At 67.8% G+C, this 23,072-nt stretch carries 15 protein-coding genes; 12 read left to right on the top strand and 3 right to left on the bottom strand.

Annotation, left to right across the window (positions count from 1 at the left end):
* Nucleotides 1-28 precede the first annotated feature (28 nt).
* Together BLU29_RS00005 and BLU29_RS00010 are read left to right on the top strand one after the other, a co-directional pair.
* Entirely contained in the window at nt 29-2,674 is a 2,646-nt protein-coding gene (locus tag BLU29_RS00005) for an efflux RND transporter permease subunit (RefSeq protein ID WP_231962352.1), read from the top strand.
* 11 nt (nt 2,675-2,685) lie between these two features.
* The gene (locus BLU29_RS00010; RefSeq protein ID WP_157693523.1) at nt 2,686-3,783 is read left to right on the top strand and encodes an efflux RND transporter periplasmic adaptor subunit; all 1,098 of its coding nucleotides are present in this window, start codon (nt 2,686-2,688) and stop codon (nt 3,781-3,783) included.
* 61 nt (nt 3,784-3,844) lie between these two features.
* On the opposite strand, the gene BLU29_RS00015 is transcribed toward BLU29_RS00010, so the two are convergent.
* A complete protein-coding gene (locus BLU29_RS00015; RefSeq protein WP_197677740.1) occupies nt 3,845-5,956 on the bottom strand; it encodes a prolyl oligopeptidase family serine peptidase in 2,112 nt (703 codons plus the stop codon).
* A gap of 123 nt (nt 5,957-6,079) precedes the next feature.
* On the opposite strand from BLU29_RS00015, the gene BLU29_RS00020 reads away from it, so the two are divergent.
* From BLU29_RS00020 to BLU29_RS00060, 9 genes are all read left to right on the top strand, one after another.
* Nucleotides 6,080-8,440 (top strand): fused MFS/spermidine synthase, encoded by a 2,361-nt coding sequence (locus tag BLU29_RS00020; RefSeq protein ID WP_091054544.1) that lies wholly within the window; start codon nt 6,080-6,082, stop codon nt 8,438-8,440.
* Between the two features lie 53 nt (nt 8,441-8,493).
* The gene (locus BLU29_RS00025) at nt 8,494-9,156 is read left to right on the top strand and encodes an SGNH/GDSL hydrolase family protein (RefSeq protein ID WP_091054545.1); all 663 of its coding nucleotides are present in this window, start codon (nt 8,494-8,496) and stop codon (nt 9,154-9,156) included.
* 93 nt (nt 9,157-9,249) lie between these two features.
* The gene (locus BLU29_RS00030; RefSeq protein WP_091054546.1) at nt 9,250-9,858 is read left to right on the top strand and encodes an HD domain-containing protein; all 609 of its coding nucleotides are present in this window, start codon (nt 9,250-9,252) and stop codon (nt 9,856-9,858) included.
* A gap of 83 nt (nt 9,859-9,941) precedes the next feature.
* Nucleotides 9,942-10,427 (top strand): arsinothricin resistance N-acetyltransferase ArsN1 family B, encoded by a 486-nt coding sequence (locus BLU29_RS00035; protein WP_091054547.1) that lies wholly within the window; start codon nt 9,942-9,944, stop codon nt 10,425-10,427.
* Between the two features lie 150 nt (nt 10,428-10,577).
* Nucleotides 10,578-13,697, top strand: a complete 3,120-nt coding sequence (locus BLU29_RS00040) for an efflux RND transporter permease subunit (protein ID WP_091054548.1) — start codon at nt 10,578-10,580, stop codon at nt 13,695-13,697.
* A gap of 12 nt (nt 13,698-13,709) precedes the next feature.
* Nucleotides 13,710-14,831, top strand: coding sequence for an efflux RND transporter periplasmic adaptor subunit (locus tag BLU29_RS00045; protein WP_091054549.1), 1,122 nt, complete (start codon nt 13,710-13,712; stop codon nt 14,829-14,831).
* An 84-nt stretch (nt 14,832-14,915) separates the two neighbouring features.
* Nucleotides 14,916-15,416 carry a hypothetical protein gene (locus BLU29_RS00050; protein WP_091054550.1) on the top strand — a complete coding sequence of 167 codons (501 nt, stop codon included), beginning with the start codon at nt 14,916-14,918 and terminating at the stop codon, nt 15,414-15,416.
* A 194-nt stretch (nt 15,417-15,610) separates the two neighbouring features.
* Complete coding sequence (locus BLU29_RS00055; protein WP_091054551.1) at nt 15,611-16,939, top strand: DUF2157 domain-containing protein; 1,329 nt, start codon at nt 15,611-15,613, stop codon at nt 16,937-16,939.
* On the top strand, nt 16,936-17,991 hold the full coding sequence (locus BLU29_RS00060; protein WP_091054552.1) for a GDYXXLXY domain-containing protein: 1,056 nt from the start codon (nt 16,936-16,938) through the stop codon (nt 17,989-17,991). The genes BLU29_RS00055 and BLU29_RS00060 overlap by 4 nt, the downstream gene beginning before the upstream one ends.
* Nucleotides 17,992-18,210: 219 nt before the next feature.
* On the opposite strand, the gene BLU29_RS00065 is transcribed toward BLU29_RS00060, so the two are convergent.
* Nucleotides 18,211-19,050 carry a hypothetical protein gene (locus BLU29_RS00065; RefSeq protein WP_091054553.1) on the bottom strand — a complete coding sequence of 280 codons (840 nt, stop codon included), beginning with the start codon at nt 19,048-19,050 and terminating at the stop codon, nt 18,211-18,213.
* 211 nt (nt 19,051-19,261) lie between these two features.
* Nucleotides 19,262-20,533 (bottom strand): dGTP triphosphohydrolase, encoded by a 1,272-nt coding sequence (dgt, locus tag BLU29_RS00070; protein ID WP_091054554.1) that lies wholly within the window; start codon nt 20,531-20,533, stop codon nt 19,262-19,264.
* A gap of 239 nt (nt 20,534-20,772) precedes the next feature.
* Between dgt and BLU29_RS00075 the strand changes: the two genes are divergently transcribed.
* Nucleotides 20,773-23,031 carry a S9 family peptidase gene (locus BLU29_RS00075; RefSeq protein ID WP_091054555.1) on the top strand — a complete coding sequence of 753 codons (2,259 nt, stop codon included), beginning with the start codon at nt 20,773-20,775 and terminating at the stop codon, nt 23,029-23,031.
* Nucleotides 23,032-23,072 lie beyond the last annotated feature (41 nt).

A 23,072-nucleotide genomic window follows, 5' to 3' on the forward strand; every position in this document is an offset into this window, starting at 1 on the left:
GATCCAGGTCGACCTCGACCCGCAGGCGCTGCAGGCGAAGGGCCTCACGCCCGCCGATGTCGCCAACGCGATCAACCTCCAGAACCTCACCCTGCCCGCCGGCACCGCCAAGATCGGCGACCGCGAATACAACGTCCTCCTCAACAGCAGCCCCGACCTCGTCGCCGGCCTCAACGACCTCCCGATCAAGGTCGTCAACGGCAGCACGATCTACATCCGCGACGTCGCCCAGGTCCGCGACGGCAACGCCCCCCAGACCAACATCGTCCGCCAGAACGGCACCCGCGGCGCCCTCCTGCCCATCCTGAAGAGCGGCACCGCCTCCACGCTCGACATCATCAAGCGCGTCCGCGCCGCCCTGCCCCGCATCCAGAGCACGCTGCCGCCGGAGCTCGACCTCAAGCCGCAGTTCGACCAGTCGATCTTCGTCCGCGCCGCGCTCAACGGCGTGCTGAACGAGGCGCTGCTGGCGACACTCCTCACCTCGGCGATGATCCTGCTCTTCCTCGGCACGTGGCGCAACACGCTCGTCGTCGCCCTTTCCATCCCGCTCTCGATCTTCTGCTCGGTCATCACGCTGAACATCTTCGGGCAGACCATCAACGCCATGACCCTCGGCGGCCTCGCGCTCGCCGTCGGCATCCTGGTCGACGACGCCACGGTCACCATCGAGAACATCGACCGCAACCTCGGCCTGAAGAAGCCGCTCATCCAGGCCATCCTCGACGGCGCCGAGCAGATCGCCATGCCGGCCTTCGTTTCGACGCTCTGCATCTGCATCGTCTTCGTCCCGATCTTCCTGCTCGAGGGCACGGCCAAATACCTCTTCGGCCCGCTGGCGATGGCGGTCATCTTCGCGATGCTCGCCTCGTATCTGCTGTCCCGGACCGTGGTGCCGACCTTCGTGCATTACCTGCTGCACGGCCAGCCGGTCTTCCACGACGCCGAGGACGGTCACGTCGACCCGGGCGCGCCCAAGGGGGACATCTTCTGGCGCATCCACGTCCGCTTCAACCGCCACTTCGCCCGCCTGCGCGGCGCCTACACACGGGCGCTCGACTGGTGCCTGAACCGCAAGCAGACGATCGCCTTCGCCTCCGTCGCGGTCGTCCTGCTCACGGCCGTGCTCCTGCCCTTCCTCGGGCGCGACTTCTTCCCGATCGTCGACGCCGGCCAGTTCCGCCTCCACGTCCGCGCGCCCGCCGGCACGCGCATCGAGGAGACCGAGCGGGTCTTCACCCGGGTGGAAAACACCATCCGCGAGATCATCCCGGCGGGGGAGCTCACCGCCATCCTCGACAACATCGGCCTGCCGGCGGGCAGCACCGCCCTCGCCTTCAGCGACTCCGTCACCATCGGCTCGGCCGACGGCGAGATCCTCGTCTCGCTCAATCCCGACAAGCACGGCTCCACCTGGGAATATGTCCGCCGCATCCGCGCGCGCCTGACCCACGACTACCCCGACTACGTCTTCTTCACGCAGCCGTCCGACATCGTCGGCCAGATCCTCAACTTCGGACTGCCGGCGCCCATCGACGTCCAGATCGCCGGCCGCGACCGCGCAACCAACTACGCCCTCGCCCAGCAGCTCGCGACCCGCATCGCCGCCATCCGCGGCGCGGTCGACGTCCACGTCCACCAGGTCGTCAACGCCCCCTCGCTCAAGGTCAACGTCGACCGCGCGCGCGCCGAGCAGCTCGGCCTGACGCAGCGTGACGTAGCCGGCAACCTCCTCATCTCGCTCAGCGGCTCGGGCCAGTCCGCTCCGAACTACTGGCTGAGCCCGCAGAACGGCGTGCAATACCTCGTCGCCACGCAGACGCCGCAGTTCCTCATCGACTCGATCGACGCCCTCCAGGCCACGCCGGTCGGCGTCAGCGGCCGGGCCAACACCCCGCAAATCCTCGGCAATGTCGCCAGCGTCGAGCGCACCGTCAGCGCGGCGGTCGTCGGCCACTACAACATCCAGCCGGTCTTCGACGTCTACGCCAACGTGGACCAGCGCGACCTCGGCGGGGTCGCCACCGAGGTGCGCAAGCTGATCAGGGAATTCGAGCCGCAGCTCCCGCGCGGCAGCTTCATCACCCTGCGCGGTCAGGTGCAGAGCATGGACGCCTCCTTCATCGGGCTCGGCATCGGCGTGCTCTTCGCCATCCTGCTGGTCTACCTGCTCATGGTGGTGAACTTCCAGTCCTGGCTCGACCCGTTCATCATCATCATGGCGCTGCCCGGGGCGCTTTGCGGCATCGTCTGGATCCTCTTCCTCACGCGCACCACGCTCAGCGTGCCCTCGCTGATGGGCGCCATCATGAGCGTCGGTGTCGCCACGGCCAACTCCATCCTGCTGGTGACCTTCGCCAACGACCTGCGCAAGGAGGGCAAGGACGCCCGTGCCGCCGCCCTCGAGGCCGGGCACACGCGCCTGCGCCCCGTGCTCATGACCGCGCTGGCCATGATCATCGGCATGCTGCCGATGTCCCTCGGCCTCGGCGAGGGCGGCGAACAGAACGCCCCGCTCGGCCGCGCCGTCATCGGCGGCCTGCTGGTCGCCACCCTGGCCACCCTCTTTCTCGTGCCGGTCGTCTACGCCGCCCTGCGCCGCAAGGCCGCCCACCGCCCCGACGAGACCATCAGCGAAGAGATGGCCGAATGCCACCTCGAGCCGAAGCCTTGAACTTTCCATCCATGAAACCCGCCCGCCTGCTCCCCGCTTTTGCCGCGCTCGCGGCCCTCGCCGCCACCATGCCGTCATCCGCCGCCGAGGCCGGCGCCGCCCGCCGCCCGACGGTCAACATCGTCATCGCGCACAAGGCCGCCGCCAGCACCGACCTCGTGCTGCCGGCCGGCCTCCAGGCCTTCCAGGAGGCGCTGATCTACGCGCGCACCACCGGCTACCTCTCCAAGTGGCTCGTCGACATCGGTGACGAGGTGAAGGCCGGCCAGGTGCTGGCCGTCATCGACTCGCCGGAGGTCGACCAGCAGCTGCTCGTCGCCCAGGCCGCCCTGCTGCAGGCGCAGGCCAACGCCACGCTGGCCCGCGCCACCGCCACGCGCTGGGAGGCGCTCGGCGCGCAAAACGCGGTCTCGCACCAGGAGACCGACGAGAAGAACGCCGCCGCCGCCGCCAGCGAGGCGAACGTCCAGGCCGCCACGGCCGAGGTCGCGCGCCTCACGCAGCTCAAGGGCTTCGAGACGGTCACCGCGCCCTTCGCCGGCGTCATCGCCGCCCGCGGCGCCGACATCGGCACGCTCATCACCACCGACACCAACCGCCCGCTCCTCTTCCGCCTCACCCAGCAGTCGGTGCTGCGCGTCTACGCCGGCATTCCGCAGGCCTATATGCGTGCCGTCAGCCCGGGCCTCGCAGTCGACGTGCTCGCCAGCGAGTTCCCCGACCGCGCGTTCAAGGGCCGGATCGCCCGCGTCGCCGGCGCCCTCGACGCCGCGTCGCGCACCCTGCAGGTCGAGGTGCAGATCCCGAACGAGAACGGCGAACTGCTCCCGGGCATGTTCGTCCAGCTGCGCTTCAAGCTCGTCTCGCCCCAGCCGCCGCTGCTGGTGCCGTCCAACGCCACCATCATCCGGCCCGACGGCAACTATGTCGCCGTCGTCGACGCCCAGGACAAGGTCCGCCTGCAGAAGGTCGCCTTCGGTCGCGACTACGGCACGCAGATCGAGATCACCGGCGGCCTCGCCGAAAACGCGCAGGTTGTCGCCAACCCGAGCGACGCCCTCGTCGACGGCCAGGCCGTGGAACCGCTGCGGCCCGACACCAAGAAATAAGGTGGGATTATGGAGGGCTCAGCTGGAGCTGAGCCCTCCATCAAGACAGTGCTTTACCCTCTCACTTCCCCCAGCCGGTGAAATGCGCGCCGAACCCCATGCGGTAGGCCCAGTCGGCGATGGTTTTGGAGACCGGTGAGGTGCCGCTGGAGCCGCCGTGACCGGCGTTGGCCTCGATGTGGATGAGCACCGGACCGGCGTCCGCCGCCACCGCCTGCTGCATCGTGGCCACATATTTGTAGGAATGCGCCGGAAACACGCGGTCGTCGTGGTCGCCGGTCGTCACGAGGACAGCCGGATACCTGGCGCCGGCCTTCACGGTGTGCAGCGGCGAATAGGCCGCGAGATACTTGAAGCCCTCGGGCGTGTCCGAGTTGCCGTAGTCCGACGCCCAGGCGGCGCCGACGGTGAATTTGTGGTAGCGCAGCATGTCCATCACGCCGACTGCGGGCACGGCCGCGCCGGCGAGGTCGGGCCGCTGGTTGACGACGGCGCCGAGCAGCAGCCCGCCGTTGGAGCGGCCGTCGAGCACGATCTTCCGATGTGTCGTGTAGTGCTGGACCACCAGCCAGTCGGCGGCGGCGATGTAGTCGTCAAACACGTTCTGCTTGCGCTCCTTGGTGCCGGCCTTGTGCCAATCCTCGCCGTATTCGCCGCCGCCGCGCAGGCAGGCGTCGGCATAAATGCCGCCGCGCTCGATCCAGACGAGCGGCGGCACCGCGAAGGCCGGCTTGTGCGTGATGTTGAAGCCACCGTAGCCGTAGAGCCACGTCGGCGCCGTGCCGTCGAGCTTCAGGCCCTTCTTGTAGACGAGAAACATCGGGATCTTCGTGCCGTCCTTCGACGGGTAGAACACCTGCTTCACCTCGAATTGGGTGAGGTCGAGCGGCATCTTTGTCTCGTTGAAGACCTCCGTCATGCCGCTGGCCAGGTCGTGGCGGAGCGTGGTGCCGGGCGCGAGGTAGGACGAGTAACTGATGAAGATCTCGGGATCCTTGAACTTGCCCGAGACGGCACCGACCGAGCCGACGCCCGGCAGCTTGATCTCGCCCGCGGCGCTGCCGTCGAGGTTGCACAGCACCACGCGATTCACGGCGTCGTGCATGTAGGTGAGCACGAACTTGCCGGCGGAAATGCGGACGCCCTCCATTGTGTCGGCCGACTCGGGCACCACTGTCACGGCCGGGGCCGCCGGGTGGTCGAGGTCGAGCGCGACGATGCGGTTGCGCGGCGCGCCCTCGTCCGTGCTGAAATAGAACGTGCGGCCGGCGTTGCCGAGGAAGTTGTAGCCGCTCACGAACTGGTCGATGAGCTTCACGACCGGGCCGTCGAACGACGGCTTCTGCGCATCGCCGAGGTCGAGATAATACACGCTGTTGCCCAGCTTGCCCGGCTGCGAAACCGAGATGAGCAGGTAACGGCCGTCGGACGACACCGCGCCGCCGGGAAACCACGCGGGCTGGTCCGGCATCGCATACACCATGCGGTCCTCGGACTGCGGCGTGCCGACGCGGTGGTAATAGAGCTGCCGGTTCTCCAGCTTCGTGAAGACCTTCGGGTTGCCGTCGGCGGGCGCCGGGTAGCGCGAATAGAAGAAGCCTTTCCCGTCGTGCGTCCAGCTCATGCCCGTGAACTTCGCCCACTTGATCGAGTCGGGCGCGTCCTGGCCGGTGGCGACGTCGCGCAGCCGTAGCTCACGCCAGTCGGAGCCGCCGGTGGCCAGGCCGTAGCCGAGCCACTTGCCGTCGGGTGACGGCGAGGTGAGGGCAAGCGCGACCGTGCCGTCGGCCGACAGCGTGTTGGGATCGAGCAGCAGGCGCTCGGCCCCGCGCAGGCCGTCGGTCACGTAGAGCGGCGACTGGTTCTGCAGACCGTCGTTCTTGGTGTAGAAATACCAGTTGGCCTCCTTGAACGGCAGGCCGGTGCGCGGGTAATTCCACAGCTCGGTCAGGCGCTGCTTGATGACGGCGCGCTCGGGAAAGGCGTCCACGACGGAATCGGTCAGCGCGTTCTGCGCGGCGACCCACGCCTTGGTGTCGGGGGAGTCGAGTTCCTCCAGCCACCGGTAGGGATCGGCGACCTTGGTGCCGTGGTAGTCGTCGGTGTGGTCGACGGTCTCGCTGGGCGGATAACTGACGGCCGCGAGCGCCAGAACCGGCGCGAGGGCTGCCACGAGGGGAAGGCGGGCAATTTTTCGCATCCCGCCAAAAAGAACCGGATCCGCCCCCCGCGCAAGCCGTCAGAAATCCCGGCGCGGGGTTGCGCTTCCGGCATCCCGGGGTTTTTCTCCCCCCGCGTGGATTCCGCCCCTCCAGCCAATGCCGACCCCCGCGAACACCCGCGCTTCCTGCCCGTGTTGCTCGCGCTTTCCGCCGGCAGCGGCTGTGCCGCGCTGATCTACGAGGTCGTCTGGTTCCAGCAACTGCAGCTGGTCATCGGGTCGTCCGCCCTCTCGCTTGCGCTGCTGCTTGGCACGTTCATGGGTGGACTCTGCCTCGGCAATCTCGCCCTCCCCCGCCTCGTGTCCGCCGCCCGCCATCCCCTGCGGGTCTATGCCCTGATTGAACTCGGCCTCGGGTTGCTGGCCATCCTGCTTTTGTTTGTGCTGCCCGCCCTCGGCCGGGATTTCCCCGGATGGCTGGGCGCCGGCCCGGCCGACGGCGGGTGGCGGGCCGGGCTGGGCGCGATGTGCCTGCTCCCGCCGACGATGCTGATGGGCGCCACGCTGCCCGCGATCGCCCGGTGGCTCGGGACCACTCCGCGGGACCTCTCGCAACTGGGACTGGTCTACGCCGCCAACACGGTGGGCGCCGTCGCGGGCAGTCTGCTCGCGGGATTTTATCTGCTCCGGGTTTACGACACGGTCGTCGCCACGCTGGTCGCGGCCGCGCTCAACGCCGTCATCGCCGCCGGAGCGCTCGGTCTCGCGCGGGGCGCGAAGGCCGGCCAGGCCGCGGCACCCGGAGCACCGTCGGCTGCGACGCTCGGGGCGCCGGCGGTGCTCGTCACGATCGCGTTGTCCGGCTTCTGCGCGCTGGGCGCCGAGGTGGTGTGGACCCGTCTGCTGTCGCTGCTGCTGGGCGCCACGGTCTATGCTTTCTCCATCATCCTCGCCGCCTTCCTGACGGGGCTCAGCCTGGGCGGGGTGGGCGGAGCGCTCATGGCGCGGCGGACGACCCGCCCGGGCTTCGCGCTGGGCTGCTGCCAGCTGCTGCAGATCCTGGCGATCGGCTGGGCGTCGGACATGCTCGCGCGGACGCTGGTGTTCCGGCCCGTGGATTATGCCGCCGAGGCGGCGGCCGGGATCCGCTTCTGGTCCGAGCTCATTCGTTGCGGCGTCGCCATCCTGCCGGCCGCGTGCCTGTGGGGTGCGAGTTTTCCTCTCGCCCTCGCGGCGGCCGGCGGCACCGGCCGGGACCCCGCACGAGTGGCCGGCCGCATCGGAGCCGCGAACACGATCGGGGCGGTGCTGGGCGCCGCCGTCGCCAGCCCTTGGTTGCTGCCGCTGCTGGGCACCGCCCGCACCGAGTGGCTGCTCATTGCCCTGTCCACACTCGGCGCCTTTCTGGTGCTGCGGCCGCGCCGCGCCGCGGATTGGATCATCTTCGCCGGCGCGGCCGCGCTCGGCGGGCTCGTGGGGGCCACCACCCCGGGCGTGCCGTGGCAGCTGGTCAGCTACGGCGCGTATGCGACCGCCGGCGACCAGACGGCCCGCGTGCTCTACCTCGGGGAAGGCGCCACCGCGACCGTCGCCGTCACCCAGTCGGCGGGCGGCACGAAATATTTCCACGTCAGCGGGAAAACCGAGGCCTCCAGCCATCCCCGGGACATGCGCATGCAGCGGATGCTCGGCGACCTGCCGGCGCTCGTGCACCCGGCGCCGCGGTCGGTGCTCGTGGTCGGCTGCGGCGCGGGCGTCACCGCGGGCTCGTTCGTGCCCCACCCTTCGGTCACGCGCCTCGTCATCTGCGAGATCGAGCCGCTGATCCCGCGGTTCGTGGCCCCCTTGTTCAGCGAGGAGAACCACGCCGTGCTGACGGACCCGCGGGTGGAGATCGTCCACGATGATGCCCGACATTTCCTGGCGACCACGAGCGAGAAATTCGATGTCATCACGTCCGACCCGATCCATCCGTGGGTCAAGGGCGCCGCGGTGCTGTATACCGCGGAATATTTCGCGCTCTGCCGCGCGCACCTCCGGCCGGGCGGCGTGGCCGCGCAATGGGTCCCGCTCTACAACAGCAACCGCGCCGCGGTGCAGAGCGAGCTGGCCACCTTCGGCACGGCGTTCCCCGCCGCCACGGTCTGGGGCAACGAGGGCGAGGACGGCGGCGGCTATGATGTGGTCGTGCTCGGCACGGAGGCGCCCCCGGTTCTCGACGACGGGGCGCTGCAACGGCGGCTCGACCGGCCTGACCATGCTGGGGTGAAGGCGTCGCTGGCCGGCGTCGGCCTGGGTTCGGCCAGGGCGTTGCTCGGGATCTACGCGGGGCGCCTGGCCGACCTGCACGCCTGGCTGGCCGGCGCCGAAATCAACCGCGACCGGAACCTGCGGCTGCAATATCTCGCCGGCGCGGCGCGCAATTCCCGCGAGGGTCGCGCCGCTTATGCCGAGATGCTGGCCCTCCGCCACCCGCCCGCCGCGCCCGCCCGCTGATGCCCCCGCACCTCCCGCATTGCGCTCCCGGTCATTAGGGTTTTTTGTGGAGCATGAGCCGCTTGCCCCGTTTCCTCCCCCGCATCCTTGCCGCGCTGCTGCTGGCCGTCCCGGCCTGCGCCACGCCCGACCAGTGGGCCGCCGATATCGGCAAGTTCACCGCGGCCGATGCCGCCCACCCGCCGGCCCACGGCGCGGTCGTATTTGTCGGCAGCTCCTCGATCCGCTTTTGGACAACCTTGGCGGAGGATTTCCCGGGTGTGGCCACCATCAACCGCGGCTTCGGCGGCTCCGAGCTCGCGGACAGCGTCTTCTACGCCGACCGCATCGTGATTTCCTACGCGCCACGCCTCGTGGTTGTCTACGCCGGGGAAAACGATATCGCCGCGGGCAAGTCGCCGGAGACCGTCCTCGCGGATTTCCGGGCCTTCCGCACCAAGGTCCACGCCGCGCTGCCGAAAACCCGGATCCTCTTCCTCAGTCTCAAGGAAAGCCCGGTGCGCGCCAAGGTCCGCCCGCAGGTGCTCGCCACCAACCGGCTCATCGCCGCCGATTGCGCGACGGATGCGCGCTGCACGTTTGTCGACGTCGCCACGCCGCTGCTGGGCGCCGCTGGCGCCTACCGCCCCGAGTTGTTCCGCCCGGACCAGCTGCACATGCTCCCCGCCGGCTATGCCATCTGGACCAAGGTCCTCGCCCCCTACCTCAAACCATAAGCAACATCACCGGCTTTGTTGTCGGAGCCTGCTTGCAGGCGACCTCGACGCCCTGAATCGCCTGCAAGCAGGCTCCTCCATTTACTACCAGCCATGAATCCCGCCTCCGCCGAACGCCTGCGCCGCCAGATCGCCTTCATCACCGAGGTCGACAAGCTCAAGGACGTCTTTCGCCAGACCATCGTCACGCAGAGCCGCCGGCCCGAGAACAGCGCGGAGCACTCCTGGCATTTTGCGCTCATGATCATCGTGCTCGCCGAGCACTCCAACCACCAGCCGCTCGACGTGCTCCGCATCCTCAAGATGGTGCTCATCCACGACCTCGTGGAGATCGACGCCGGCGACACCTTCGCCTACGACGTGAAGAACATGGCCGACCAGCATGAGCGCGAGGCCAAGGCCGCCACGCGCATCTTCGGCCTGCTCCCGCCGGATCAGACCGCCGAGTTCCGCGCCCTGTGGGACGAATTCGAAGAACAAAAGACGCCCGAGGCGAAGTTCGCCGCCGCCTGCGACCGCTTTCACCCGATGCTGCTCAACTGCCTGACCGACGGCCATGCCTGGCAGAAACACGGCGTCACCCACGACCGCGTCCTGGCCCGCAACGCCCATGTCGCCGCCGGTTCGCAGGCCATCTGGGAATACGCGGTCCGCTTGATCGACGACGCGGTGGCCGCCGGCCACCTCGCGCCCAAGCCCTGAGCGCACGGAGATCAGTGCGCTCCACCTTGGAGCCCGGGCCACTTGGCTTGAAGCCTGCTGCATTGGGGCCGAGCACTTCCTCCATGATCCGCCGCGCCACGACCGCCGACGCCGCCGCGATTGCCGCCATCTACAATCACTATGTGGCGAACACGATCGTCACCTTCGAGGAGGAGGCGGTGCCGGCGGCCGACATGGCCCAGCGCATCGGCGAGGTTTTCGCCGCCGGCCTGCCCTGGTTGGCCGCGACCGAGGGCGACCGCGTGCTGGGCTACGCCTACGCGGGCAAATGGAAGGCGCGCTGCTCGTATCGCTTCTCCCTGGAGACCACGGTCTACCTTGACCCGGCCGCCACCGGCCGCGGCCTCGGCACGCAGCTTTACACCGCGCTCATTGCCGCGGTGCGGCCACAGGGCATGCATGCGCTGATCGGGGGCGTCGCCCTGCCCAACGCCGCCAGCGTGGCGCTGCATGAGAAACTCGGGTTCCAAAAGGTCGCCCACTTCCGCGAGGTCGGCTGGAAGTTCAACCAGTGGATTGACGTCGGCTACTGGGAATTGCTGCTGTAGCCGTGCGAAATCGCCGCCGCGTTGCGTGGCGATGCCGCCGGCACCTTGCGGCTTCCTTAAGCCAACCTTAAGCAAAGTTAACTAAACCGGCTCTGGACGGCCGCAGGTGGGCAAGTAGTCTGATCGCATCCGGTCAGCCCTTCCGGTCGCATGCTCAACCTCTCCCGCCCCTTTCTTCAGCGCCCCAAGGCCACGGCCTTGCTCGTCGCCGGGTTTTTCGCCCTGGGCGTCGGCGCCTACTTCCAGCTGCCGATCTCCGCGCTGCCCGACGTCGATTTCCCCACCATCAACGTCAACGCCTCGCTGCCGGGCGCAAGCGCGGAGACGATGGCCAGCTCCGTCGCCAGCCCGCTCGAGCGCGCCTTCGCCAACATCCCCTACGTGACGTCGATGAGCTCCTCCAGCTCGCTGGGCCAGGCGCAGATCGTGGTGCAGTTCCAGCTCGACCGTGACATCGACGCGGCGAGCCAGGACATCCAGGCCGCGATCAGCGCCGCCGCCGGCCAGCTGCCGAAGGACATGCCCAATCCGCCTTCCTACAAGAAGGCCAACCCGAACGGCTTTTCCATCATGTCGCTGTCGGTTTATTCCGACACGCTGCCGCTCTCGGAGGTCTACGACTACGCCGACAATGTCATCGCCCGCGCCATCGCCCGCCTGCCGGGCGTCGGCCAGGTCGACTATCACGGCGACCAGGTGCCGGCCATCCGCGTCCAGATCAACCCGCGGGCGCTCGCCGCCCGCAACCTCGACCTCGAGGACGTGCGCACCGCGCTGGGCGCCGCCACGGCCAACAATCCCAAGGGCTCCGTCGACGGCAGCCAGAAGACCCTGCTCATCCAGTCCAACGACCAGCTGCTCAAGGCCGCCGATTACAACAGCCAGATCCTCGCCTGGCGTGGCGGTTCGCCCACCCGCGTCGCCGATGTCGGCTCCGCCCGCGATTCCGTGCTGGACCTGAAGTCCGCCGGCTGGGTCGGGGCGCGCCGCGCCATCATCGTCGACGTGCACAAGCAGACCGGCGCCAAGGTCGACGTGCCCGCCCTCATTGACACCATCAAGGCCATGCTGCCGGAGCTGGAGAAGGGCCTGCCGCCGGCCATCAAGGTGGGCGTGGTCATGGACCGCACGCAAAACATCCGCGCCGGCATCGTCGACGTGCAGCTCACCCTCGCCATCACCATCGGGCTCGTAGCGCTGGTCATCTTCCTCTTCCTGCGCGACTCGATGGCCACGCTCATCTCGGGCATCTCCATCCCCCTGTCGCTGATCGGCACCTTCCCCCTGATGTATCTCCTCGGCTTCAGCCTGGACAACATCTCCCTCATGGGTCTCACCATCGCCGTGGGCTTCGTGGTGGACGACGCGATTGTCGTCCTGGAAAACATCATGCGCCACCTCGAGATGGGCAAGCCGCGCTTCCAGGCCGCCCTCGACGGCGCGGGCGAGGTGGGCTTCACCGTCCTCTCCATGACGCTGTCGCTGATCGGCGTCTTCCTCCCGCTGCTGCTCATGACCGGCATTGTCGGCCGCGTCTTTCGCGAGTTCGCCATCACGGTCAGCATCGCCCTCATCCTGTCCGCCATCATCTCCCTCAGCCAGACCGCCGTGTCGTGCAGCCTCTTTCTGCGCCCGCCCGCGGAGCATGGCCGCGGCCGCTTCTACCGCGCCATCGAGCGCCTGTTCAACCGGCTGCTGGCGGTCTACCGCGCGGGCCTGCTGCGCACGCTCGACCACCAGCGCGCGGGCCTGCTGCTGACCCTCGGTCTGCTCGTGGCCTCCTTCGGGCTGTTCATCGTCATCCCCAAGGGCTTCATCCCCGAGCAGGACAACGGGATCATCTTCGCCTCCACCGAGGCGAGCCCCGACATCCCGTTCGCCGAGATGTGCGCCAAAAACTCCGCCATCGCCCGCATCATCGCGGAAGATCCCAACGTCGACCACACCTACGCCTTCGTGGAATCGCGCCCGGCCACGAACCTCGGCCGCGTCACCATTGTGCTGAAGCCCTCCGACCAGCGCAAGAGCACCGCCGTCCAGGTCATGGCCCGCCTCCGCCCGAAGGTGAAGGCCGTGCCGGGCATGAAGGTCTACCTCAAGGCCGTGCAGGACATCACCATCGGCACCGGCGGCTCGAAGACGCTCTACCAGTTCGTGCTGCAGGATACCGACATCAACGAACTCTATGACGCCGCCCTGCTTTACCAGCGCAAGCTGCAGACCCTGCCCGAGCTGCAGGACGTGGGCAGCGACCTCTCCGCCCTCGCGCCCGCCGTCGCCGTCGTCATCGACCGCGACAAGGCCGCGAGCTACGGCATCAGCGCCGTCGCGATCGACCAGATCCTCTACGACGCCTTTGGCCAGCGGCAGGTCGCGACGCTCTACACCCAGCTGAACCAATACAAGGTGATCCTCGAGGTTTCGCCGGAATGGCACCTCGACGCCACCAGCCTGCAGGCGCTGCAGGTCCGCTCGCCCAAGAGCGGTCAGCAGATCCCCCTGAGCAGTTTCACCCGCCTCGAGCCCGGCCTCGCACCGCTCACCGTGGGGCACCTCGGCGCCTTTCCGGCCGTCACGTTGTCCTTCAACGTCGCCTCGGGCAAGTCGCTGGGTGACGCCGTCGCCGCCATCCAGCGGGCCGAGGCCCAGCTGCACAAGCCCGGCGGCCTGCGCACCTCCTTCCAGGGTTCCGCGCAGGCCTTCCAGGACTCGCTCTCCAGCCAGCCGCTGCTGATCCTGGCCGCCATCGCCGTGGTCTACATCATCCTCGGCGTCCTCTACGAGAGTTTCGCCCACCCGATCACCATCCTCTCGTCGCTGCCTTCCGCCACCTTCGGCGCGCTGCTGGCCATGTGGCTCTTCCGCATCGATCTCTCGGTCATCACCCTCATCGGCCTCATCCTGCTCGTCGGCATCGTCAAGAAGAACGCCATCATGATGGTGGACGTCGCCCTCAAGCTCCAGCGCGAGGAGGGCCGCAGCGCGCGCGACGCCATCTTTGAGGCCTGCCTGCTGCGCTTCCGGCCCATCATGATGACCACCATGGCGGCCTTACTCGGCGCCATTCCGCTCGCGGTGGGCACCGGCGCGGGCTCCGAGCTCCGCCAGCCACTGGGCATCGCCATTGTCGGCGGCCTGCTGGTCTCGCAGTTCGTCACCCTCTACACCGTGCCGATCATCTTCCTCTACGTCGACCGCGCCACCCAGTGGCTGGGACGGAAACGCCGTCCCGCGCCGCTGCCCGCCGCCGCCGTCCCCGTCCTCGACTAACCCGTCACCCCCATGTCATCCCCGCTCCTCCATCTTCTCTTCCGGCTGCTCCCGGCCGGCCTGCTCCTGCTCGCGGGCGGCCTCGCCCCCGCCGCCCGCGCGGAAGGCGATGCCATTCCTGTCGTGGTCGCCACCGTCAAACGGCAGGACATGCCCGTCTACCTCGACGCGCTGGGCAAGGTGCAGGCCATGAACACCGTCACCGTGCGCACCCAGGTCGACGGCAAGATCGAGCAGATCGCCTTTCGCGACGGCCAGGAGGTGCATGCCGGCGACCTGCTGGTGCAGATCGACCCGCGCCCTTACCAGGCGGAGCTCGACCAGACCCTCGCCAAGCGCGACCAGGACCTCGCCCAGCTGGCCTACGCCGAGCGCGTGCTGGAACGTGACAGCGGCCTGATGAAACAGGGATCGCTCGACCAGCAGACCTACGACCTGCAGCAGGCCACGGTCGCGCAGCTCAAGGCCCTCACCAAGGCCGACGACGCCACCGTTGCCAGCGCCCGCGTGCGGCTCGACTTCACGCACATCACCGCGCCGATCACCGGCCGCGTCGGCCTGCGGCTCATTGATCAGGGCAACCTTGTCCGCGCCAACGACGCCACCGGCCTCCTGATCATCAATCAGATTCACCCGATCACTGTGGTCTTCACGCTGCCCGAGCAGGACTTCCAGGAAGTGCACACGGCCGCGCGCCGGGCCACGGAGGAGGCGCCGCTCACCGCCCTCGCCTTGGAACGCAACAATCAGGAGATTCTCGACACCGGCCGGCTCGACGCCATCGACAACCAGATCGACGAGGCCAGCGGCACCATCCGCCTGAAGGCCGTGTTTGAAAACAAGGGCCGCAACCTCTGGCCGGGCCAGTTTGTCAACCTGCGGCTGCGGGTCGCCGAGCAGCAGGCCGTGCTCGTCGTTCCCACCGCCGCGGTCAAGGCCGGGGCGGACGGCGACTATGTCTACACCATCGGCGCCGACAACACCGCCGCGCTCAAGATCGTGAAGGTAGCCCACACCGAGGCCGGCCTTGCGCTGGTCGCCAGCGGCCTCACGGAAGGCGAGAGGGTGGTCGTGGACGGGCAATACCTGCTCCAGCCGAAGGTCCGCGTGCAGATCAAGTCCACCCGCCCCTGAACCCCGGCCGGGCACCGGCGGGGACTCATCGGAGTTGACGCCCCCCGCCGCAGGCTGGTTTTCTGGCGTGGCCACCCTCCACGCATGACCTCCCGCCAGCTCGTCCCCGCCCTGATCATTCCTTTCGTCGCCTGGCGGGTCTACCTGCGGGTCCGCCGCAACATCGGCCGGCAGCCCTTCCGGCCGGACCGCCTGAAGGTCAGCGTCGGCATCTTCGCCACGATCGTCCTGATCTTCGCTGCGACCGGCCTCATGTATCCGCCCGTCCTCGCCGCGCTCGCCGGCGGCCTCGCCCTCAGCGTGCCCATCGCGCTCGGCGGCCTGAAACTGACGAAGTTCGAGGACACCCCGCAGGGCAAATTCTACACGCCCAACACCGCGCTCGGCATCGGCATCAGCGCGCTGTTCCTCGGCCGCATCGCCTACCGCTTCCTCGTGCTCTACGCCGTGACGGACCTGCAGACCCCGCAGGCCCCGCAGCCTTTCCAGAGTCCGCTGACCTTCTTCCTATTCGGTCTCAGTGCCGGGTATTTCATCGCCTACCAGACCGGCGTACTCATTCGCAGCCACAAGCCGGCGGCCTGAGCGGGGCACGACAGCACCGGCAAGCTCGATACGATCCTCCGGACGTAAGGCCTGTAGGGTCGCCGCTTGCCGGCGGACCGAGATCCACGCGCAATGCGGTCCGGCGACAAGCGCCGACCCTACATCGAGGTCAATCAATAGCATTGCCGCCCACGGACCCTCCGGCTTGAGTCCCGCCCGGGCCGACTCACTGCATGGACAACAAAATCCGCTGGCTGCTGGGCGAGATTGAACGCTGGAAGGCGGACGGTCTTGTCTCGACCGAACAGGCCGACCGGCTGCGCCAGCGCTACGACCAGCCCCCGGCCCCGCCCGCGGCCGAGGCCGTCCCGTGGGGCCTGCTGGTCTTCGCCTCCGCCGGCGCGATCGTCATCGGCCTCGGGGTCATCCTGCTTTTCGCCTACAATTGGGCCGAGATCCCGAAATTCGGAAAACTCGCGCTGGTCTTCCTCGCCATCATCGGTGCCCACGCCGGCGGCATCCGGCTGCTGGCCCGCCCCGGCTGGCAGCCCAAGCTCGGCGAGGCGCTGGCCGCCCTCGGCACCATGTTCTACGGCGCGGGCATCTGGCTCGTCGCCCAGATCTACAACATCGACGAGCACTACCCCAACGGCTTCCTGTTCTGGGCGCTCGGGGCGCTCGCCATGGCCTGGGCCATCCGCTCCACCGCCAACGGCCTGCTGGCCGTCGTCCTCCTCACCATCTGGGGCTGCTGTGAGACGTTTGATTTCCGGGCGCCGGAACTCTGGTCGGTGCTGCTGGTCGCGGCCGGCCTGCTGCCGCTGGCGTGGAAAGAACGTTCGGCCCTCCTGCTGGCCGCCACGCTCGCTTCCATCCAGCTCCTGCTCGCCGTCAACACCGTCAACTGGGGCGGTGGGGCCCACGCCTTCACCGCCACCCTCGCCTGGGCCGTGCTGCTGGTCGCCACCTCGCGCCTGACCGACGCCGACCGGCCGGACTTCATGGGCGGCGCGACCGTGATGGCCTTCTTCGGTTTCGGCGCTTTCTTCGTCTGCGCCTACCTGCTCACGTTTCAGCGTTCCGCCGACAGCCTGCTCGACTGGACCCGCCAATATGGCCCGCGCCCCGATCTGGCCCACGCCTTCAGCTGGTCGCTCTTCGCCCTCGGCCTCGGCGGCTGGGGCTGGATCGCCCGCCGCAGCCTGCTGCAACGCGAGCTGGAAGTTCATCGCGAGGACTGGTTGCTGCCCATCGCGCTGCTTTACTGCTTCGGCCTCGCCACGCTGAATCAACGCGGTTGGGGTCAGTTTGTTTCGTTGTCCTTCAATCTGATGCTGCTCGGCATCGCCGTCATGTGGATGTGGCGCGGCTGCCAGGAAAGCCGGCTGCGGCCGACCGTGCTGGGCTCGCTGCTGCTGGGCGCCGTGGTGCTGGCGCGCTACTTCGACCTGTTCCAGAGCCTGGCCTCGCGCGGCCTGGCGTTCATCGTCCTCGGCATCATCTTCGTCGCCGAGGCGATGTTTTACCGGAAGATGCGGCAGACCAAGGGAGGTGCCGCGTGAAGGTGAAACTGGCCCTCCTCGCCGCGGCGCTCCAGGTGCTCGTGCTGGCCTTCATGGGCGGCCAGCGCGAATGGATCATGCGCACCGGCACGCCGCTGGTGCTGCGCACGGCGCCCATCGACCCCAACGACCCGATGCGCGGCGCCTTTGTCCGCCTCACCTACGAGATCAGCACGGTGCCGGCGGTGCTTTGCCGCGGCGAAACGGCCAAGTGGGCGAAGGGTTACGACTACCGCGAGTCGCAGAAAATCCGCGACCGCGTCGTCTATGCCGCCGTGAGCGTCAATGCCTACGGCCTCGCCGAGCTGACTTCGCTGAGCGACACCCCGCCGGCCAGCGGCCCCTACCTGCGCGGCCGGGTGGAGTCCGCCGATACCAACGGCGTGCGCGTCCGCTACGGCATCGAGGCCTACTTCATGCACCAGGACGCCGCCCGCCGGATGGAAACCATGGGCGCGGAAAAGGCCGGCGCCCCGATGGACGTCACCGTGGCGGTCGGCTCGTCGGGCCTCGCCGTGCTGAAGGACACCAGCTGGGAGCCGCTGGGCATCACGTTCGCCGTTGATCGCCGGCCGCCGCAACCCAACCGCGTGCCCGGCCAGCCCTGGCAGCCGCCGCCGGGCATCGCCGGCCTGACCGTCACGCTGCACAACTACGGCGACAAGGATCTCGCCATCGTGAATCTCCCGGATGGGCAGTCCTTCCGCCTGCTGGCGAACACCCGCTTCAACGGTAACAATTATGCCTGGGTCGGCGAGAAATCCGACAACCGGCCGGCGCCGGCGGCCAAAGACATCATTGTCCTCAAGCCCGGCGCCAAGCACGACGTCCACCTCGACCTCACGCAGTCGCAATGGTGGGTGACCGACATCCGCAAACCGAACGCCGAGCCGATGCCGTTGCAGAAGGTGACGGACGGCTGGTCCGCCAGCTTCCGCCTCGAATACTCCCCGCCGTCCGCCGACGCCGTCCGCGGCCTGCCGCACGCCGACCTCATCCGCCACGCCCCGGTCCGCTCCCGCGCCTTCAACGCAAATCAGGGTGTGGATTAAGGAGTGTTTTCAAACCCGGTTTGTCATCCTGAGCGGAGCGAAGGATCCACGGCAACGAAGGCCATATCGCGAGCGAATGCATGGATTCTTCACTTCGTTCAGAATGACAGGAAGCGGGTATTTGTTGGGTTTGAAAGCACTCCCTAGTGTAAGTATCTTAGCTGCGCTCCATATTCGATGCGCCTTCCAGCGCTAAGGAAGAGCATCCTTAGATCCTGATCACCGTGCCGTCAGTCCAGCCGGAGAGGAAATCTCAGATGCGGCGGACCGCTTGCCCTGAATGGAACGGGCGAAATCTGAACCACCCTTCGGCACGTTAGCCAGCAACAGCGCGATTCCGCTCATGGCGAGTGCTTCGAATACCGCCGTGGTCTCGTTCGCGTTGCTCAGATCGGCGAGGGCCCGCGGGATGTGCAGCAGGACGACCCAGGAAAAAATCATCGCTGCACTCAGCCCCGCGGCGAGCCGGGCCGTCGGCCGGAGCTGCATGCCCACGCCGCCCGCAATGAGAGCGACACCGGCAAAGCAGGTCCAGAACTGGGCGCCGGGAATCCACGCGGGCACGAGGGTCATCACAAAGCGCACCCAGATGAAATGCTGGATCCCGCCGAGAATGAAAAACCCGCCCAGGCAGGCCCGACCGACGGGAACCAGCCAGCGGGCTCCACGCGCCCCGTTGTGGATCGTAGCCGCGACGACCAGCGCGCCGCCACCGAGGGCGAACGCCTTACCCGCGTTCGTCCAATCGCCGCCCCAGTTGGGCCCGGCAACAGCCGCCGGCAGCGCCAGCAACACGGCGGCGAGGAGAGTCTGCTCTCCGAGGAACAGCGCGGCGCGGCGGGCCGTTTGCTCAAAGAGAAGCGCCGCGCCCGCGATGATCAGCCCAACACCGACCACATAAGGCCAGATTGGGCCGGCCGGGACCCAGGCCGGCCACGCGGGCATGATGCGGGTGACGAACTTGCCGTAGAGGAGATGCTGCGCGCCGAAAAAAATGACGGCCACCGCGTAGAAGACGCGACCGATGGTCCGGAACCAAGTATGCGAGATTGGAATCATGGGGCGCCAGCAAACTGACGGGATGACGCGCCAAGTCGATCAGGCAGCGGCAAGTCAGACGAAAGCCCAGACAAGCGCGGAAAAAACGCCGTCAAGTCAAGCTGTAGGAGGAACTTTGCGCCCCGATTCATCGCGGGGTAAACCCGCTCCTACAGTTCAAACCAACACCGATTGCATCCGTGTCTATCCGTGCAATCCGTGGTTAAAACGCTCAGCTCAGGTCCCGGAAGCTGCCGAACTCCGGGTCGAACAGACGCCGGTAGGTGCGGACGACCATGCCGTCGGTCTGGCCGGAGAGGAAATCACAGATGCGGCGGGCCTTCCCGTCCTGGGTCTTCTCGGCCTCGATGAGACGGCTGACGTGGTTGGGCAGGATGCGAATGACGCGCTCGTTGCGCTCGGCGTAGTTCTCCCAGATGGCGTTGTAGAGGGCGTTGATGATCGTGCGCGCCTTGTATTCGAGCTGCTCGAGCTGCGGGCTCTCAAAGATGATGTCGTTCGCCATCTTCTTGAAGAAGTCCGCCTCGCTGCGCGCCACCGGGTCGATGACGAGGTCGAATTTGTAGCGGTTGGTCTTCTCGGCCATGAAGTTGTCGCGCGGCTTGAGCCGGCAGGCCTGGATGAAGGCGCCCGTCTTCTTCGAGAAGGTGTTCTCCAGCCGGTCGCGCCGGATGGCGTCGAACAGCGTGTCGAGGTGCCGCTGCTCGGCGGCGCCGATGGTCTCGCCGTCGGCCCAGCGCTCGACGCGCTCGACCGTGAGGAAGCCGGCGCGCACGCCGTCCACGATGTCGTTGAGCGAGTAGGCCGCGTCGTCCGACCAGTCCATGATCTGGCACTCGACGCTCTTGAAGTCGTTGAGCGCGTCGCCGCGCATGAGGGCGCCGGGGAGCTTGGTGCCGCCGAACACCCAGTCGCGTACGGGGGCCTGGCCGTCGTAGATGAAGTGGTTGATCGGCGGCGTGGCGAACTCGGTGTAGAGCTTCTTGTATTTGAGCACGCCGTCGAGCAGCGCACGGGTGGGCTGCATGCCCTTCACGCCGGACTCGTTCTGGTAGATGCTCTCGCAGAGCAGGTGCAGCGTCTGGGCGTTGCCCTCGAAGCCGCCGCGCCGCTTCATCAGCTCCTGCAGCGTGCGTTCGCCGGAATGCCCGAACGGCGGGTGGCCCATGTCGTGCGCCAGGCTGCAGGCCTCGACGAGGTCGGAGTCGATGTAGAAGTCGTCGGTCAGCGGGTCGCCGCGGCTGCGGAGGTAGTGGCAGATGGAGCGCCCGATCTGCGCGACCTCCATCGAGTGCGTGAGCCGGGTGCGGTAGAAGTCGTATTCGCCGCTGAGGAACACCTGGGTCTTCGACTGGAGCTTGCGGAAGGCGTGCGCGTGGATGATGCGGTCGCGGTCGATCTGGAACGGGCTGCGGTAGTCCGTCCGCCGGGCGGTGCCCCACTCCTGCAGGTCGAAGGCGTTGTAGAAACGGTTCTGCGGCATGGTGTCTTATTTGTAGGAGCCTGCTTGCAGGCGATCTGAAGCCCCGGCGGCCTGCTTGCATCCCGGATCGCCTGCAAGCAGGCTCCTACAGGCGGAATGATTGAAGCGGACGGACGAAATGTAAGTGGACGGAGACATCAGGATTCGTTTCGACAGAAGCACGGGATTTCACAGGATGCCAGCCTTATGCCGCCCTCCTTTGCCAAGGCCCCGGAGGGCAGGCTCCATTCCCTTCCCCTATGCTGAACTCACGTCTTCTCCTGTTCCTGGCGGCCCTGTGTGTCGCCAGTCTACCCATCCTGCGCGGCGCCGAGCCCGTCGCCCAGACTCCGATCACCGCGGCCGACCTGTTCAACATCAAGACGGTCGAGACTCCCGCCCTCTCGCCCGACGGCAAGTGGGTCGCTTATGTGCTCCGCACCATCGAAAAGACGACCGGGTCCGCCGAAGCCTCGATGAAGGAGGACTGGACCTATCGCACGCAACTCTGGCTCGCCGCCACGGACGGCCAGACCCCGCCGCGCCAGCTGACCTTCGGCGTCGCCCGCAACTCCAGCCCGGCCTGGTCGCCGGCCGGCGACCGTCTCGCCTTCGTCCGCACCGTCGAAAAGGAAAAGCCGCAGGTCTATGTCCTCCCGATTGCCGGCGGCGAAGCCCTGCCGCTCACCAAGATCGAGACCGGCGCCACCAGTCCACGCTGGTCGCCGGACGGCACGAAGATCCTCTTCACCAGCTCGCTGTCCTACGCGCAGGTGCGCGCCGCGCTGGAGAAGAAGTCGGCCGAGGCCGCGCCGGCCTGGAGCAATGAGAAGCCCCGCCGCAAGGCCAACGACACGGCCAACTGGGGCGCAAAAAAATCGGCAAAAGAAGGTGACAAGGCCAAGCCGGACCTGTCAGCCGAAGCCTTGGCGAAGGCTGACGGCACGCCGCAGGAAATCCGCGAGTGGCTCGCCAGGAACGAGGCCGACGGCAACCCGCGCGTCATGGACCGCCTCAACTTCCTGGCCGAGGGCGACCTGCAGGTGGACCCCGAGTTCAACGAGTTCTACGCGGTGGAAGCCAGGGAAGGCGCCGAGCCGCAGGCGATCACGCTCGGTTACGAGGGCTATGCCGCCGCCAGCTGGCTGGCCGACGGCAAGGGCATCATCTGCACCGGCCCGCGCGACCCCAAGCTCCACCCCGACCGCGACAGGCTGAGCAGCCTCTACACCATCGACGTCGCGACCGGCGCGGCGAAGGTGCTGCTGGAGGAACCCGGGTGCAATTATGGCGGGCCGACCGCCTCGCCCGACGGCAAGTGGATCGCCTACGCGGTCGGCCCGGGCGGCGAACTCAGCTTCAACCAGCCGATGGTCGCCATCGTGCCCGCGGGCGGCGGCACGCCGAAGGTGCTGACGCCCGATCTCGACCGCGCGGTGGCCAGGCTCAAATGGTCGTCCGACTCGAAGTTCGTGTATTTCACCGCGCCCGACCGCGGGCGTTTTCCGCTTTACCGCGCGGCGGTCGACCGGACCGTGCCGGAGACCCTGACCCCGCAGACCGACTGGGGGGTCAATGACTTCGACGTCCGGGCCGGCGCGCTCGTGCAGGCCGTGACCAACCCGGGCAATCCCTCGGAGCTCTACCGCGGCCCGGCCGACGGCAAGATGCCGCAACCCCTCACCCGCGGCAACAGCTCCTGGCTGCAGGACCGGAAGCTCAGCACCTACGAGGGGCACCGGCTGGTGCAGGCGGACGGCATCACGGTCGACTACTGGACCCTCAAGCCGGCCAACTTCGACCCGAAGAAAAAATACCCGCTGCTCGTCCAGATCCACGGCGGTCCTTCCGCCATGTGGGGCCCGGGCGAGGCGAGCATGTGGCACGAATTCCAGTTCTATGCCGCGCGCGGCTATGTCGTGATGTTCGCCAATCCCCGCGGCTCGGGCGGTTACGGCAGGGATTACCAGCGCGCGAATTTCAAGGACTGGGGCATCGGGCCCGCGAGCGACGTGCTCGCGGCCGCGAGCTTCACCGCCAAGGAGGCTTACGTGGACAAGGACCGGCAGGTGCTGACCGGCGGCTCCTACGGCGGCTACCTGACGGCGTGGATCGTCGGCCACGACCATCGCTTCAAGGCGGCGGTCGCCCAGCGCGGCGTCTACGATCTCTCGACCTTCTTCGGCGAGGGCAACGCCTGGTTCCTGCTGCCGCTCTATTGGGGGGGTTATCCCTGGCAGAAGGACGTCCGGCCCCTGCTCGACCGCGACTCGCCGCTGACCTACGTGGACAACATCAGGACGCCGCTGCTCATCCAGCATGGCGACGTGGATTTCCGCACCGGCTTCGTGCAGAGCCAGGTCCTCTACAAGAGCCTCAAGCAGCTCGGCCGCGACGTGGAATACGTCCGCTACCCGCGCGCCACGCACGAACTCAGCCGCAGCGGCGAGCCCAAGCAGCGCCTCGACACGCTCGTGCGCTACGAGGAGTTCTTCCGCCGCTACATCGGGGAGAATTAAGGCATCTACTGTAGGGTCGCCGCTCGCCGGCGGACCGCGGT

Source organism: Opitutus sp. GAS368 (assembly GCF_900104925.1).
Lineage (GTDB): Bacteria > Verrucomicrobiota > Verrucomicrobiia > Opitutales > Opitutaceae > Lacunisphaera.

What these genes read in the sequence shown, in the direction of transcription:
- BLU29_RS00010 (WP_157693523.1), top strand. Translation starts at nt 2,686, where the DNA reads ATGAAACCCGCCCGCCTGCTCCCCGCTTTTGCCGCGCTCGCGGCCCTC.
- BLU29_RS00025 (WP_091054545.1), top strand. Translation starts at nt 8,494, where the DNA reads ATGAGCCGCTTGCCCCGTTTCCTCCCCCGCATCCTTGCCGCGCTGCTG.
- BLU29_RS00030 (WP_091054546.1), top strand. Translation starts at nt 9,250, where the DNA reads ATGAATCCCGCCTCCGCCGAACGCCTGCGCCGCCAGATCGCCTTCATC.
- BLU29_RS00035 (WP_091054547.1), top strand. Translation starts at nt 9,942, where the DNA reads ATGATCCGCCGCGCCACGACCGCCGACGCCGCCGCGATTGCCGCCATC.
- BLU29_RS00040 (WP_091054548.1), top strand. Translation starts at nt 10,578, where the DNA reads ATGCTCAACCTCTCCCGCCCCTTTCTTCAGCGCCCCAAGGCCACGGCC.
- BLU29_RS00045 (WP_091054549.1), top strand. Translation starts at nt 13,710, where the DNA reads ATGTCATCCCCGCTCCTCCATCTTCTCTTCCGGCTGCTCCCGGCCGGC.
- BLU29_RS00050 (WP_091054550.1), top strand. Translation starts at nt 14,916, where the DNA reads ATGACCTCCCGCCAGCTCGTCCCCGCCCTGATCATTCCTTTCGTCGCC.
- BLU29_RS00055 (WP_091054551.1), top strand. Translation starts at nt 15,611, where the DNA reads ATGGACAACAAAATCCGCTGGCTGCTGGGCGAGATTGAACGCTGGAAG.
- BLU29_RS00065 (WP_091054553.1), bottom strand. Translation starts at nt 19,050, where the DNA reads ATGATTCCAATCTCGCATACTTGGTTCCGGACCATCGGTCGCGTCTTC.
- dgt (WP_091054554.1), bottom strand. Translation starts at nt 20,533, where the DNA reads ATGCCGCAGAACCGTTTCTACAACGCCTTCGACCTGCAGGAGTGGGGC.
- BLU29_RS00075 (WP_091054555.1), top strand. Translation starts at nt 20,773, where the DNA reads ATGCTGAACTCACGTCTTCTCCTGTTCCTGGCGGCCCTGTGTGTCGCC.